The sequence below is a fragment of the Campylobacter concisus genome (assembly GCF_002913745.1).
GTDB classification, from domain to species: Bacteria; Campylobacterota; Campylobacteria; order Campylobacterales; family Campylobacteraceae; genus Campylobacter_A; species Campylobacter_A concisus_R.
Map to the genome: position 1 here is coordinate 1 of NZ_PPCG01000080.1, position 14477 is coordinate 14477.

Here is a 14477-nt window from a genome sequence, read left to right on the forward strand (position 1 = left end):
GAAATTTATCGATGTTATGGATACGACCTTTAGAGATGGCTTTCAGTCGGTTTATGGCGCTAGAGTGCTTATGAACGACTTTTTGCCCGCGCTTGAAGCAGCCAAAGAGGCTGGCATAGAACATTTTGAATTTGGCGGAGGAGCGAGATTTCAAAGCCTTTATTTTTACCTAAATGAAGATGCTTTTGCGATGATGGATAAATTTAGAAGCATCGTAGGACCAAAAGCAAACCTTCAAACCCTAAGCAGGGGCGTAAATACCGTCACACTTGACACCGGTAGCCGCGAGCTAATCGACCTTCACGCAAAACTTTTCAAAAAACACGGAACAACTACTATTAGAAATTTTGACGCACTAAATGATGTTGAAAATTTAAAATATTCAGGCGAGAGGATCGCTCATCACGGGCTAAAACACGAAGTCGTCGTTACTATGATGGATCTGCCTAGTGGCTGTGTGGGAGCTCATGACGTTAAATTTTATGAGAAAATTTTAAGAGAAATTTTAGATGCAAATATCCCTTATCACAGCGTTTGCTTTAAAGATGCAAGTGGTACAAGCAGCCCACAAAAGGTCTATGAAACCATAAAAATGGCTAGAAAGCTACTCCCAGAAAAAACTCATATCAGACTTCACACGCATGAAACTGCAGGCGTAAGTGTCGCTTGCTATCTTGCAGCGCTTGAGGCTGGTGTTGATGGTATAGATCTAGCCGCAAGTCCAGTAAGTGGTGGTACAAGCCAGCCAGATATCCTAACCATGCTTCACGCAGTAAAAGGTAAAAACTACGATCTTGGCGGCCTTGACGTGGAGAAAATTTTAAAATACGAGAGCGTTTTGAATGATTGTTTAAAAGAGTATTTCTTGCCGCCTGAAGCTGTGCAAGTAAGCCCTCTAATACCATTTTCACCGATGCCTGGTGGTGCGCTCACCGCAAATACTCAGATGATGAGAGATAACAACATCTTAGATAAATTCCCAGAGGTCATCCTTGCTATGCGCGAAGTGGTGCAAAAGGGCGGATACGGCACTTCAGTAACTCCTGTTAGCCAGTTTTACTTCCAACAAGCATTTAATAATGTAATGTTTGGCAAGTGGAAAAAGATCGCTGAAGGATACGGCAAAATGGTGCTTGGCTACTTTGGCAAGACCCCAGTTACGCCTGATAAAGAGATCATTAAGCTTGCTAGCGAGCAGCTAGGACTAAAACCAACCACAAAACACGCAGTTGATATAGCTGATAAAGATGAGAGCAAGTCACTTGCGCATGTAAAAGAAATTTTAAAACAAAATAAGATCAAAGTTACCGAAGAAAACGTCTTTATAGCAGCGGCTTGTAAAGAAAAGGGCATCGCGTTCTTAAAAGGCGAAGCTAAAGTAAATGTAAGAAAAATCGATCCAAATGCCAAAGTAAACGAGGACAGACAAACTCAAAGTGGCAGATATAGCGTCGTCGTAAATGGTAGCCGCTACAATGTCGAAGTAAGCGAAGGTTTTAACGACAGCATCCAAGTAAAATCAATCACTGAAGTTGAAGGCAAGAGCGTAAAAAATGCCAAAAGTGCAGTAGCAGGCGCAACAGAAAATGACATCGTTGCAAGCTTACCAGGCGCTGTACATAAAATTTTAGTAAGCGCAGGAGATCATGTCAAAAAAGGACAAGCTGTCGTCGTGCTTGAAGCGATGAAGATGGAGATAGAGGTCAAAGCCCCAAAAGACGGCATCATAGGCTCTATCGAGGTTAGCAAAGGTCAAAGTGTCGCAAACAATCAAGTGGTGGCTAAATTTAAATAAATTTGCCCATTTTAAAAAGATAGTGTTAAGCGAAATTTGATTAACATTTTGATGACTTTTAGGTCAGAATTTATAAAGAAACGAAAATTTAAAAGGAAACAACATGATAAATAAACTAGACGAGCTAGGTCTAAAAGAGATCAAAAAGATAAATCATAATCTAAGCTACGACGAGCTTTTTGAGCTTGAAAAGGCAAACAACGAGGGCAGAGTCTCAAGTAACGGCACATTTATGGTTGATACCGGCATTTTTACAGGTAGAAGCCCAAAAGATAAGTACTTTGTCAAGCAAGATCCAAGCCAAAAATACATCGCTTGGGGTAAGATAAATCAGCCTATCACAAAAGAGCTCTTTGACAAGCTTCTTAAAAAAGCAAAAGAGCAGCTAAGTGGTAAAGAAATTTTTATCCAAGACGCATTTTGTGGAGCTAGCAAAAAGAGCCAAAAATCAGTCCGTTTTGTCACTGAAGTAGCGTGGCAAGCGCACTTTGTAAAAAATATGTTCATCCGTCCAAGTGAAGCGGAGCTAGCTAAATTTGAGCCTGATTTTGTAGTATATAACGCTTGCAAGACAAAAAATGAGGACTACAAAGCTGACGGGTTACATTCAGAGGTCTTTGTCATCTTTAACGTCGAGGAAAATGTCGCGGTGATCGGTGGCACATGGTATGGCGGCGAGATGAAAAAGGGCATTTTTTCTATGATGAACTACTGGTTGCCACTTGAGGGCAAGCTAAGCATGCACTGCTCTGCAAACGTAGGCGAGAAGGGTGATACTGCGCTATTTTTTGGCCTATCTGGCACTGGTAAAACGACACTTTCAACCGATCCAAAACGCAAACTAATAGGCGATGACGAGCACGGCTGGGACGATGATGGGGTGTTTAACTTTGAGGGTGGCTGCTATGCAAAATGCATCAACCTTGATCCAAACAGCGAGCCAGAAATTTACGCAGCGATCAGGCGTGATGCACTACTTGAAAACGTCGTGGCTGACGAAAACGGCGTGGTTGATTATAAAGATGGCTCAAAGACTGAAAACACACGCGTGAGCTATCCGATCTATCACATCGACAACTACGAGCCAAGCTCAAGCGCTGGCCATCCAAAAAATATCATCTTTTTAAGCGCTGACGCTTTTGGCGTGCTTCCTCCAGTTGCAAAGCTGACAAAAGAGCAGGCGATGTATTATTTCTTAAGTGGCTACACAGCAAAAGTTGCTGGCACAGAGCGCGGTATCACCGAGCCAGTCGCTACTTTTAGTGCTTGCTTTGGCGAGCCATTTATGCCACTTCACCCAACTGTCTATGCAAAACTGCTTGGCGAGAAGATCGATAAACATGGCGTTAATGTCTATCTTGTAAATACAGGCTGGAGTGGCGGTGCTTACGGCGTTGGCAAGCGTATGAGCATAAAAGCAACACGTGCTTGCATAAATGCGATCCTTGATGGTAGCATCACAAAATGCGAATTTGAAAATTTTGATAAATTTAACTTCGCTATCCCAAAAGAGCTAGATGGTATCGAGACAAAACTGCTAAATCCTATAAACACATGGGCAAATTCAGATGAGTACAACGCTTCACGCGACAAGCTTGCTAAAATGTTTGTTGAAAATTTCAAACGCTACGAAGATGTAAAAGAGGGCGTTGAATACGCCAAAGCTGGTCCAAAAGCTTAAAATTTATAGCCTTGTAGGTAAATCCCCACAAGGCTTTTTTAAATTTAAACAATCAAGTAGTAAAAATTTTAGAGCTGTGAAATATAGCTCTTTTTCAAATTTCTAATATAAAATTTAAAACATTTTTCGAAATAGCTCGATCAAATTTAAATAGATTTTCTAAAATTTTCTCACCAAAAAAATTACTCTTTATAAGCTTGAAAAATTTAATCGCCCGACATCAGAAATTTTAATATAAGTAATCTTTGCAGTTAGAGCTAAAATTTAACCAGAACACTCCAGCTAAATTTGATATCAAATTTCTACTATAAAAGTCGCTGTTGTATTTAGTGTAAGTTGCAGTTAAAACGAAAATTTAGCCAGGTGTCTGGCTAAATTTAATCAAAATACTCTCTTTTCTAGTCCAAATTCTACGCCAGCTTTTGCTAGCTCAAATGTCGCATCTATAAATTTATACTCGCTGCTGATAAATGGTAAAAACATCGGTATCTCGGTGCAGCCTGCGATATAAACGTCAGCTTCAATGTTTGAAAGCACTTCGTAAAACACTGGCACATACTCTTCTAGCTTGCCAGCTTTGACGCCCTTATAGATGCACTCCATGATGACATCTTGCGTCTCTTTGCTAAAACCCACGCTTTTTAGCCCGCGCTCTTTTAAAATTTGATCATAAACGCCAGCCTTTTTTGTGCCACTTGTTGCGATGACAGCGATATTTTTAGCGTGTGGATATTTCTTTTGCAAGGCATCTACTGTAACTTTTGCAATGTGTAAAATTTTCACTCCAGCCTCTTTTTCGATGCTTGGGGCAAAGTAGTGAGCTGTGTTACAAGCCATTAGCATCGCCTCGCATCCTGCATTTTTTAAAAGTTTAGCGCTTTGAATTAGCTTTGGAAGCGGACTTTCTCCCTCGCCCATGATAAATTTCGTCCTATCTTCTATCTGTGCGTATGAGTCGATAACGATGTGTAGGTGCTCTTGATCGCAAGTTGCTGGGGTTATATCGATGATCTTCTTGTATAAATCAGCCGTGGCAAGTGGTCCCATGCCGCCTATGATGCCTAATGTCTTCATAACTCCTCCAAATTAAAATTTTCAATAATTATAATATTAGTTTCTATATTTAAAAATAAAATTTCTAAATTTTCATTGGGTATTGTAAAAATAGGAAGTAAGCACTTTAAGTTTTGAAGTAAATTTTAAGATAAAAAGGGGCGATTTGCCCCTTAAAAATTCTATTATGAGTGGAAGTGAAATTCGTCTGGATGATCTAGCGCGTATCTAAATTTCTCCATATCGACCTTTTTATCCCAGATAGATACGATCATGCAGCCAACGGCATTGCCGCAAAGGTTACCAACAGCACGCATCTCTGACATAAATTTATCAACACCAAGTAGCACAGCCACGGTAACAACTGGTATGCCAGTGCTTGGAAGTGCGCTTAGTGTGCCAGCAAGGACGACAAAGCCAGATCCTGTAACGCCAACAGCGCCTTTGCTTGTGATCATTAGCACGATTAGTATGCTTATTAGATGTTCAAAGCTTAGCGGGATGTTGAAAGCTTGTGCTAAGAAGATAACGCTTAGGCTTAGATAGATGTTGGTGCAGTCAAGGTTAAATGAGTAGCCAGTTGGGATGATAAGGCCAACTGCGCCTCTATTTATGCCAGCTGCTTCTAGCTTTTGCATAAGTGGCGCAAGGGCTGTCTCGCTCGAGCTTGTCGCAAAAACGACCAAGACCTCTTTTGAGATAAAGCGCATAAATTTAAAGACATTGACCTTGGCAAAGTAGCAAATGACGCCAAGTACGACAAAGATGAAAAAGCAGCTTGCAAGCGCCATAACGACAAGAAGCTCCATCATACCAAGAAGCGTTCCGATGCCAAATTTACCGATCAAGTAAGCCATCGCTGAAAAGGCAGCCACTGGGCTAAATAACATAAGCCAAGTAAGTAGTTTTAAGACGTAGTGCTGGATAAATTCAAGCGGTTTTAGGCAAGCTTGCTTTTTATCATGAGCAAGTAGCGAAAGCACGATAGCAACGACTATCGCCATGAAAAGCACTTGAAGTGTGTTTGACTTTATAAATGGATCAAGTATGTGCACGTAAGGGAAGATGTCATCTACTGGCACAGCGCCTCTTAAAAGATGAAGCGTGTGTGCTAAAAAGCCGCTATTTGCGTCCATATTTCCAGCTTGAGATGTAAATTTAGCCACGCTTGAGGCATCAAGCTGAGTGTAGTCAAGGTTCATGCCGTGTCCTGGACGAAGCGTCTCGCCAAAGATGATACCAACAGCAAGAGCGAGCGTGCTAACTATCTCAAAGTAGATAAACGCCTTAAGTCCGATGGTGCCAAGATCTTTTAAGCTCTCAAGTCCGACAATGCCTGAGACGATCGTTAAAAAGATGATAGGGCCGATTAAAATTTTAAGGGCTTTTATAAAATAATCAATGCCTGGTTTGCTCGCTATGCCAAGCTCAGGTGCGACCATACCGACGATAACACCGCCAACTATACCTATCACAACCCAAATGGCGAGATTGGTAAATAGTCTCACAAAGAGACTTTTTTGCGTTTTTGCACTCTCCATAAATTCCCCTTTTATAGGCTCTCTTTGATCTCTGCTGAGAGGATCTTGTCGCCTTGTCTGATAGCATCAAGCACCTTTAAACTCTCGTCATCAACGCACTTTCCAAAGACTGTATGCACGCCGTCAAGATGAGGTTGCTTGCTGTGGCAGATGAAAAACTGCGATCCGCCAGTGTCGCGACCTGCGTGAGCCATGCTAAGGCTACCACGCTCGTGTTTTACCTTTTGGTTGTCGCATTCGCACTTTATCCTCCAGCCAGGACCGCCTGTGCCTGTGCCATTTGGGCAGCCGCCTTGGATGACGAAATTTGGTATAACTCTGTGGAAATTTAGGCCATTATAAAAGCCTGTTTTTATCAAATGGACAAAATTTGCAACAGCTTGCGGTGCATCCTCGGCAAAAAGCTCAAGTTTGATATCGCCTTTTTCTGTCTTTAAAACTGCAAATTTATCTTTTTTTAGCTCGTCTAAATTTATATCATAAACTTTTAACTCATCAAAACGCATGTTGCTCCTTTTTACTCGATATTTGTATAAACTGCTTGGACGTCATCGTCGTCTTCTAGCTTGTCAAGAAGCCTCTCAACCTCAAGCATTTGCTCTTCATCTAGGCTCACGGTTTGATTTGGCAAGTACTGAAGTGAAGCTTTTTTAACTACTAAATTTAGCTTCTCTATGCCTTCATGAAGTGTGCCAAAATTTGCGTAGTCGCCATAAACAAATAGTGCGTTTTCATCTTCTTCGATGTCACTTAGTCCATAATCAATGAGCTCAAGCTCGATCTCTTCGATATCTGCACTTGGTTTTTCAAGCTCAAAAACGCTCTTTCTTGTAAACATAAAGCTAAGGCTGCCGCTTGGCAAAATTTCTCCGCCATTTTTGCTAAATATCGCTTTTACATTTGCAACTGTTCTTGTTGGGTTGTCAGTAGCGCACTCAACGATGATTTGCACGCCGTGAGCTGCTTTGCCGTCATAAAAGATAGTCTTGATATCAGCGCTATCTTTGCCATTTGCTCTTTTTATAGCCGCATCGATGTTATCTTTTGGCATATTTTCAGCTTTTGCTGCTGCAATGGCTGCACGAAGTTTTGGGTTCATATCTGGATCACATCCGCCATCTTTTGCCGCTACTGTTATAGCCTTTGCAAGTTTTGGAAATACCTTGCTCATCTTATCCCATCTAGCTTCTTTTGCCGCTCTTCGGTACTCAAATGCTCGTCCCATAAATATCCTTAAATAAATTTTTTACGGATTATAACTAAAAAAATTTTATACTTTTTTAAAACATTTTTAGTTTGCCTGCTAAAGCGCTTATTTTGTAAATTTGAAAAAATATTTGGTAAAAATTTAAGCTAAAGGTATATAATCATGCCATGATAAAAAATGCTCAAAAACAAGATGCAAAAATCTGCATAAAACTACTAAATTTGGCGATGGAGGATATCGCCTACAAGCTAAGTGGCTACGACGATCCTGCAAAAAGCGATGAAATTTTAGAGAAATTTTTTCAAAGCGAGACAAACAGACTTAGCTATAAAAATGTTTATGTCTATAAGCGTGATGAGCAGATCATCGCTGCTATGTGTGCTTATTTTGGTGGCGATGTAGAGCAGTTTGATAGAGAAATTTCACAGCATCTAAAGGCACTTGGCAAAGACGCCAAGGTAGAAAAAGAGTGCTTTGATGATGAGTTTTATATAGATAGCATCGCTGTGGATGAGAAATTTAGAGGCCAAGGTCTTGCAAAAGAGCTTATCTTGCACTCATTTGCCAAAGCAAAAGAGCTAGGACATAAAAAGGTTTCGCTGATAGTTGATGTAAATAAGCCAAAAGTTCGTAAATTTTACGAGAGCCTTGGCTTTAAATTTAACACCAAAAAGATCATAAATTTACACGAATACGACCACATGATAAAGGAGATAATATGAAAACATTTGAGGTAAATAACGTGCATTGCCAAAACTGCGCAAATACTATAAAAAACGCACTAGAAGATGACTTTGGCGAGATAAAAGTCGATCTTAGCAAAGAGCCAAGGCAAGTAAGCCTTGATATAAAAGATAGCGATGTAGAGAAATTTAAATCAGAAATGGCTGATCTGGGATTTGACGTTATAAAGGAGCTTTGATATGCCTTTAAAAGTCAAGCTAAATATAGCGGGAATGAGCTGCGTAAATTGCTCAAACGCTATCGAGAAGGTTTCTAAAAAGATAGATGGGGTGCTTGAAGCAAATGTAAATTTCGCAAACGCAAGCGGTGAGTTTGTCCTAAAAGACGCTAGCGTGCGTGAAGTTTTAGAGCAAAAGATAAAGAAGCTTGGCTACTTTGTGGCGACAAATATTGATGAATTTGAAGCCAAAAGAGACGAGCATATAACCTCGATAAGAAATAAATTTATATTTGCATTTATCACAAGCATCGTGATAATGGCGCTTGAGATGTTCGCGCCTCATAACTTGCTAGTAAATTTACTCATGCTAGTTTTAGCGTTTTTGGTGCTAGCTTTTAGTGGCAAAGACTTCTTTGTTCACGCCATAGAGGCTGTTAAAAACAAAAACTACGATATGAACGTGCTTGTAGCTCTTGGAAGCGGCAGTGCATTTTTATACTCGCTTTTTGTTGTGATCTTTTCAAATTTCATCCCAGATGATCTAAAAAACGTCTATATCTCGGGCGCAGCGATGATAATAGCCTTTGTTTTGCTAGGTAAGTATCTTGAAGAGCGCTCAAAGGCAAAAGCAGGCGACTACCTAAAGACGCTACTTAAAATTTCGCCAAAGACCGCCTTTTTGGTCATGCCAGATGGACATAGTAAAGAGGTAAATGTAAATGAGCTAAAAGTAGGCGACATCGTCATCGTAAAAAATGGCTACAACATCCCAAGTGATGGCGTGATAGTTCAAGGTGGCGCTGAGATAGATGCTTCTATGCTTACAGGAGAGAGCTTGCCAGTTTATAAAGAGGTGGGAGATAGCGTATTTGCCGGCACTCTAAACACAAATGGCTACATAAGCGTCAAGGTGACAAAGAGTTCTTTTGAAAGCTTACTATCTCAAATTTTAAGCCTACTAAGCGACGCTAGCTCTAAAAAGATGCCTATCGGACGGCTGGCTGACAAGATAGCAAACATCTTTGTGCCAAGTGTCGTGGCGATCTCAGTTCTTACATTTTTGATATGGATAATTTTTAGTGGAAATTTCGCCTATGCGATCTCTAGCGCGATCTGCGTGCTTATCATCTCATGCCCATGCGCACTGGGGCTTGCCACGCCAATAGCAATCGTAAGCTCGCTCGCGCGTGGTGCAAAAGCTGGGATTTTGGTGAAAAATCCAGAGGTTTTGGAGCTTATAAAAGATGCTAAATTTGTAGCATTTGACAAAACTGGCACGCTAAGTAAGGGGCTAATCAGCGTCAAAAGTTCAAATTTGAGCGAAAAAGAGCTAGAGCTAGTGGCATCTGCTGAAAATTTAAGCGAGCATCCGATCTCAAAAGCGATCGTAAGATACGCAAAACAAAATTACATAAATTTACAAAAGCTAAATGGCAAATTCCAAAACGTAGTTGGTCAAGGCATCGTCTATGAAGACGAGAGTAACAAGATAATAATAGGTAACGAAAAGCTGCTCGCAGCAAACGATATCTTGCTAAATGAAGCTGATAGTTTGGCGATAAAAGAGGCTACAAATGATGGCAGTGGCGTCATACTTTGTGCGCTAAATCAAAAATTTAGCGGCTTTTTAACGTTAAGTGATGAGCTAAAAAATGAAGCAAATGACGTTATAAACGAGCTTTCAAGGCTAAATTTACAAAGCGTGATCCTCTCAGGCGATGATAAAAAAGTAGTGGCAAATATCGCTAGCAAGCTAAATGTTAGCGAATACTACGCAAATATGCTGCCAGAGGACAAATTTAACAAGGTAAAAGAGCTCATGGGACGTGGCGGCGTCATTTTTGTAGGGGACGGCATAAACGACTCACCATCGCTTAAAGAAGCAAGTGTTGGCATCGCTATGAACTCAGGCTCAGACATCGCTAAAGGCGCTGGTGATATCGTGCTTGTAAAAAACGATCTGCGCGGCGTAAGTGGGCTTGTAAAGCTTGCGAATGCGACTATTGCTAACATAAAAGAGAATTTGTTTTGGGCATTTATGTATAACGCCATTTGCATACCGGTGGCTGCTGGCGTGCTTTATCCGGTATTTGGACTGCTTTTAAGTCCAGTTTATGGCTCGATGGCGATGTGCTTAAGCTCGGTCACTGTCGTGCTAAATGCGCTTAGACTTAGATATTTGCAACTTAAGGATTAAATTTGAGACTTGGAGAGCTTTACAGTGTCGTAGCGGCTGCACTTGCTACAAATTTTAATGGCATCTTAGGTGTCTCATCTTTTATGCGTATCAAAAAGACAAGTGCGTGGATAACGCAGACAAAGAGCGATGCTAATGTAAAAGGAAATGAGCTTTACACTAAATTTATCAAAGGTGAGAGTAGCGCGACTCTGTGTGATGATTTTGTCATTTTGAAGGCAAAATTTGAAGCAAGTTACTATTTCTCAAATGCAAAAGATGATTTGGCACAATTTTATAAGGCTATAAATTTTGAGCCAAAAATGGGAGAGGTTGATAGCATCTCAAATCAGCTCATTTTGATAGCAAATATCTTAAAAAAAGAGGCGACAAAAGAGTCTATGCAGCTTCTTGCTGCTTTTAGTCTCTCATTTTTCTTACCTTATGCAGAACAACTTGCAAAAGAGCTTGAACAAAATGCTAGTAGTAACTTCTATAAATCAATGGGATATTTTTTAGAGGATTTTTGTTTGGTTTTAAAAACTATTATCGGTAAGGCTTAGTCTTAAGCCTGTGCCATTTCGGTCATTTGAGTTTTAATACTTAAAATGTTATTTTGAATGCTTGATTGCTCTAAATTTAGATGATGAAGCATCTGCATAGAATCACGATCTTTCAGGTGTTGGATGCTTGAAATTTGATCAGCTATATCGCTTCTTTGATCTTGTAATTTTTCTAAATTTTTTTGTAACTCTGTGACATCTTCTTTTCTAATAATTGTAGGTTTTTGCCTAACTTCTTCTCTTTGTTCGACATGCACATCATTACTTCTAACGATATCTTTTGTACCATAGCCAGAAGATACTAATATGCTGGTTTTAGCGCTACCTGATGATAAAGACGCAAAACCATCATGATAAAAAATATTTGAACTTATATTAGCATCTATTTGCATATTATTTTTCCTTAAGCTATTAAACTTTTATTTATTGCTTTATATAAAATTTAATATAACTTTTTATCTTGATTTATATCATAATCTTATAAAAATAAAGTCAATTCAAAGCATTTATATTACTTTTAAAGCTAATTGAGCGCCTTAAGCACTATTTTGTTAAAATCGCGCAAAACTAATCAAAGGCAAAGCTATGAAAAAAGATGAAAATGCACATAAAAAGATGTGGGAGGGTAGATTTAGTGAGGCTAGCTCGAAGTTACTTGAGGAATTTAACGCTTCTATAAATTTTGATAAAAATCTTTTTGAAGAGGATATCGCTGGCAGTAAGGCGCACGCTAAAATGCTAGGAAATTGCGGAATTTTGAAAAAAGACGAGTCAGAGGCGATCATCAAGGGGCTTGATGAGGTTTTGGCTGAGATAAGGGCTGGTAAATTTGCTTTTAAGATAGAGGACGAGGATATCCACATGGCAGTTGAAAAGCGTCTTAGTGAGATCATTGGCGCCGAGCTTGGCGGCAGGCTTCACACAGCTAGAAGTAGAAATGACCAAGTTGCACTTGATTTTAAATTTTATGTTTTGAAGAAAAATTTAGAAATTTCTTCACTCATTAAAGAGCTCATCGCCACGCTTGCAAATTTAGCCAAAAATCACAAAGATACGCTAATGCCAGGCTACACGCACCTTCAGCATGCCCAGCCAGTAAGCCTTAGCTACCATTTACTAGCCTACGCGTTTATGTTTAAGAGGGATTTTGAGCGATTTGTCAGCTCGTATGAGCGAAACAACCTAAGTCCGCTTGGCTCAGCAGCCCTTGCTGGCACGCCGCACAAGATAGATAGAACTATCGTTGTAAGCGAGCTTGGCTTTGCAGGTTGCACGCAAAATGCGATGGATAGCGTGAGCGACCGCGACTTTGCGCTTGAAATTTTATTTAACATTAGCGTTTTTATGACGCACGCTTCTAGGCTTTGTGAGGAGCTCATACTCTGGAGCTCGCAAGAATTTGGCTTTGTAAGCATTAGTGATGCTTATAGCACGGGTAGCTCCATCATGCCCCAAAAGAAAAATCCAGACGTCGCCGAGCTCATACGCGGCAAAACTGGGCGTGTAAATGGAAATTTAGTAGCGCTGCTAACGACTATGAAGGGCTTGCCACTTGCTTACAATAAAGATATGCAAGAAGATAAAGAGGGCGTTTTTGATAGTGTTTCGACCATTTTAAGCTCAGCTACTATCCTAAATGAGATGATAAAAACGGCTAAATTTAATGAAAAAAATATGTTAAAAGCGACAAAAACAGGGCATCTAAGTGCTACTGATCTAGCGGACTATCTAGTGCGTGAGAAAAATATCCCATTTAGAACGGCGCACTTTATCACCGGCAAGGCTGTCGCAAAGGCTGAAAGCTTGGGGCTTGATCTAAGTGAGCTAAACAAAGAGCAGCTAAAAAGTGTCGATGAAAATTTAGATGAAAATGCCATAAAATTTCTAGATCTGCACGCTTCAAAAGAGGCTCGCACTTCAAAAGGCGGCACGGCAAATAAAAGCGTTGAAGAGCAAATTCAAATTTTAGACGACTGGCTTAAGTAAAAAGAGTTATAATTACGCAAAATTTACAAATTTTAAAGGACGAAAAATGTTTTTTGACAGCAAAAGCAAAGAGCTTGGTAGTAAAAATGAGGCCTTAGAAAGAGAAAATGAAGCTTTAAAAGCTGAAATTTTAGCACTTAAAAATGAGCTAAAAAATGCCAAAACTTGCGAGCCAAAAGAGCAAGCTAAGGATAAGCAAGAGGCTGTAAATTTGCTACTTACTAGCTATCAAGATGGTATGAATTTCTTACAATCAACCATCGAAGAAAACCTAAAAATGCTTGAAAATATAAACCATTTAAATGAAAAAACCTTCAAAGAAACAGGCGAGCTAAAGTCTCAAACGGCTGAAATTTTAAGCTCGATCGAGCAAGTGAGCCAGATGAGCGGCGATCTCTCAAACGACGCCTCTTCGCTTGATGGAAGCGTAAATTCTATCGTTGAGATCATAAATCTCATAAAAGACATCTCAGATCAGACAAATTTGCTAGCGCTAAATGCTGCTATAGAGGCGGCTCGTGCTGGTGAGCATGGACGAGGCTTTGCTGTCGTTGCAGATGAGGTTAGAAAGCTTGCTGAGCGCACGCAAAAGGCTACACTTGAGGTTGAAGTAAATATAAATGGCCTTAAGCAAAGTGCAAACACAATGATCGAAATGAGTGAGAGTTTCTCTAAAATTTCAGCAAATGCGATGCAAATTTTAGGCGGTTTTGAGGGCAACATCTCAAGCGTAAATGCCAACACGCAAAACATCCTAAATCAAGCCCTAAACGTAACAAACGAGGTCAATGTAAGTAACGGCAAGATAGATCACATCAACATGAAGCTAAATGGCTACCGAGGCGTCTTGCTTGGCGAGATAAATAAAATTCAAGACGTGCATGAGTGTAGATTTGGCAAGTGGTATGAAAAAGATGTGAAAAATACCATCATAAAAGATCCAAGAACTCTCTCAAGCATAGCTGCGCACCACGAAAATGTCCATCACGGACTAGATAAGGCTATGGCGATTTTCGCTGATAAAGATAAGGGACATTTAGCAGGTGTCGAGATACTAAAAGATGTCGAGCACTCAAGTAAGGCAGGCTTTGAAGAGTTACTTGAGGCGGTAAAAGCTGCTAGGAAATAAATTTATTTAAATTTATGATGTTTTAAAAGTAAAAATTTGAAGTGAAATTTAGACTCAAAAAGAGTCTAACTTTTATTTTTAAAATGTGCTTTGTGGATCAGCTACGCCTTCGCTCCAGCCAAGTTTTGCGCCAGCAAGTAGGTGAAAGTGTAGGTGCATAACCTCTTGACCGCCGTTTTCGCCGCAGTTTGTTATGAGGCGGTATCCGCTCTTATCAACGCCCATTAAGCTCGCCACTTCTTGGATAAATTTAGTCATCTCACCCATCAAAACTGGATCCATCTCTTGGAAGTTTTTGTAGTGCTTTTTAGGGATGATTAGGATGTGGATCGGTGCTTTTGGGTTGATGTCGTTAAAAGCTAGAAATTTCTCGCTTTCAAGCACTTTGTTGCAAGGAATTTCACCAGCAACGATCTTTTCAAATATGGTCATTTTAGCTCCT

At 40.0% G+C, this 14477-nt stretch carries 14 protein-coding genes and 1 pseudogene; 9 read left to right on the forward strand and 6 right to left on the reverse strand.

Annotated elements, in window-relative coordinates:
- Both CYO90_RS09825 and pckA read left to right on the forward strand, forming a co-directional pair.
- Positions 1-1795, forward strand: a 1795-nt coding sequence (locus tag CYO90_RS09825) for a biotin/lipoyl-containing protein (protein WP_103579366.1), incomplete at its 5' end; no start/stop codon positions are given.
- Positions 1796-1901: 106 nt separating this feature from the next.
- Positions 1902-3476, forward strand: coding sequence for a phosphoenolpyruvate carboxykinase (ATP) (gene pckA, locus CYO90_RS09830; RefSeq protein WP_181000248.1), 1575 nt, complete (start codon positions 1902-1904; stop codon positions 3474-3476).
- A 381-nt stretch (positions 3477-3857) separates the two neighbouring features.
- Here pckA and CYO90_RS09835 read toward each other — a convergent pair whose 3' ends face one another.
- The 4 genes from CYO90_RS09835 to CYO90_RS09850 all read right to left on the reverse strand — a co-directional run bounded on the left by CYO90_RS09835 (position 3858) and on the right by CYO90_RS09850 (position 7295).
- Positions 3858-4550, reverse strand: coding sequence for an aspartate/glutamate racemase family protein (locus CYO90_RS09835; RefSeq protein ID WP_103579368.1), 693 nt, complete (start codon positions 4548-4550; stop codon positions 3858-3860).
- Between the two features lie 164 nt (positions 4551-4714).
- Positions 4715-6070 (reverse strand): cation:dicarboxylate symporter family transporter, encoded by a 1356-nt coding sequence (locus CYO90_RS09840; RefSeq protein ID WP_021084182.1) that lies wholly within the window; start codon positions 6068-6070, stop codon positions 4715-4717.
- An 11-nt stretch (positions 6071-6081) separates the two neighbouring features.
- Positions 6082-6576 carry a peptidylprolyl isomerase gene (locus CYO90_RS09845; protein ID WP_021085768.1) on the reverse strand — a complete coding sequence of 165 codons (495 nt, stop codon included), beginning with the start codon at positions 6574-6576 and terminating at the stop codon, positions 6082-6084.
- 11 nt (positions 6577-6587) lie between these two features.
- A complete protein-coding gene (locus CYO90_RS09850) occupies positions 6588-7295 on the reverse strand; it encodes a YebC/PmpR family DNA-binding transcriptional regulator (protein WP_021093135.1) in 708 nt (235 codons plus the stop codon).
- A 149-nt stretch (positions 7296-7444) separates the two neighbouring features.
- On the opposite strand from CYO90_RS09850, the gene CYO90_RS09855 reads away from it, so the two are divergent.
- From CYO90_RS09855 to CYO90_RS09870, 4 genes are read left to right on the forward strand one after another with little or no spacing between them, the layout of a single operon-like run.
- On the forward strand, positions 7445-7999 hold the full coding sequence (locus CYO90_RS09855; protein ID WP_103579369.1) for a GNAT family N-acetyltransferase: 555 nt from the start codon (positions 7445-7447) through the stop codon (positions 7997-7999).
- Positions 7996-8199 (forward strand): heavy-metal-associated domain-containing protein, encoded by a 204-nt coding sequence (locus tag CYO90_RS09860; RefSeq protein ID WP_021085807.1) that lies wholly within the window; start codon positions 7996-7998, stop codon positions 8197-8199. The genes CYO90_RS09855 and CYO90_RS09860 overlap by 4 nt, the downstream gene beginning before the upstream one ends.
- Position 8200: 1 nt before the next feature.
- Entirely contained in the window at positions 8201-10378 is a 2178-nt protein-coding gene (locus CYO90_RS09865; protein ID WP_103579370.1) for a heavy metal translocating P-type ATPase, read from the forward strand.
- Positions 10379-10380: 2 nt separating this feature from the next.
- Positions 10381-10920: an oxidoreductase gene (locus CYO90_RS09870; RefSeq protein ID WP_103579371.1), complete on the forward strand. Its 540-nt coding sequence runs from the start codon at positions 10381-10383 to the stop codon at positions 10918-10920.
- A gap of 2 nt (positions 10921-10922) precedes the next feature.
- Here the strand turns inward: CYO90_RS09870 and CYO90_RS09875 are convergent, their stop codons facing one another.
- Positions 10923-11312 carry a hypothetical protein gene (locus CYO90_RS09875; RefSeq protein WP_103579372.1) on the reverse strand — a complete coding sequence of 130 codons (390 nt, stop codon included), beginning with the start codon at positions 11310-11312 and terminating at the stop codon, positions 10923-10925.
- Between the two features lie 193 nt (positions 11313-11505).
- On the opposite strand from CYO90_RS09875, the gene argH reads away from it, so the two are divergent.
- The 3 genes and pseudogenes from argH (at position 11506) to CYO90_RS10825 (ending at position 14035) form a co-directional block, all read left to right on the forward strand.
- Positions 11506-12906 carry an argininosuccinate lyase gene (gene argH, locus CYO90_RS09880; protein WP_103579373.1) on the forward strand — a complete coding sequence of 467 codons (1401 nt, stop codon included), beginning with the start codon at positions 11506-11508 and terminating at the stop codon, positions 12904-12906.
- 457 nt (positions 12907-13363) lie between these two features.
- A pseudogene (locus CYO90_RS10820) lies at positions 13364-13669 on the forward strand (methyl-accepting chemotaxis protein); the annotation flags it as partial.
- Positions 13670-13726: 57 nt separating this feature from the next.
- On the forward strand, positions 13727-14035 hold the full coding sequence (locus CYO90_RS10825; RefSeq protein ID WP_375338548.1) for a CZB domain-containing protein: 309 nt from the start codon (positions 13727-13729) through the stop codon (positions 14033-14035).
- Positions 14036-14113: 78 nt separating this feature from the next.
- Here CYO90_RS10825 and CYO90_RS09890 read toward each other — a convergent pair whose 3' ends face one another.
- Positions 14114-14467 (reverse strand): histidine triad nucleotide-binding protein, encoded by a 354-nt coding sequence (locus CYO90_RS09890; RefSeq protein WP_004317216.1) that lies wholly within the window; start codon positions 14465-14467, stop codon positions 14114-14116.
- Between the last annotated feature and the right edge of the window lie 10 nt (positions 14468-14477).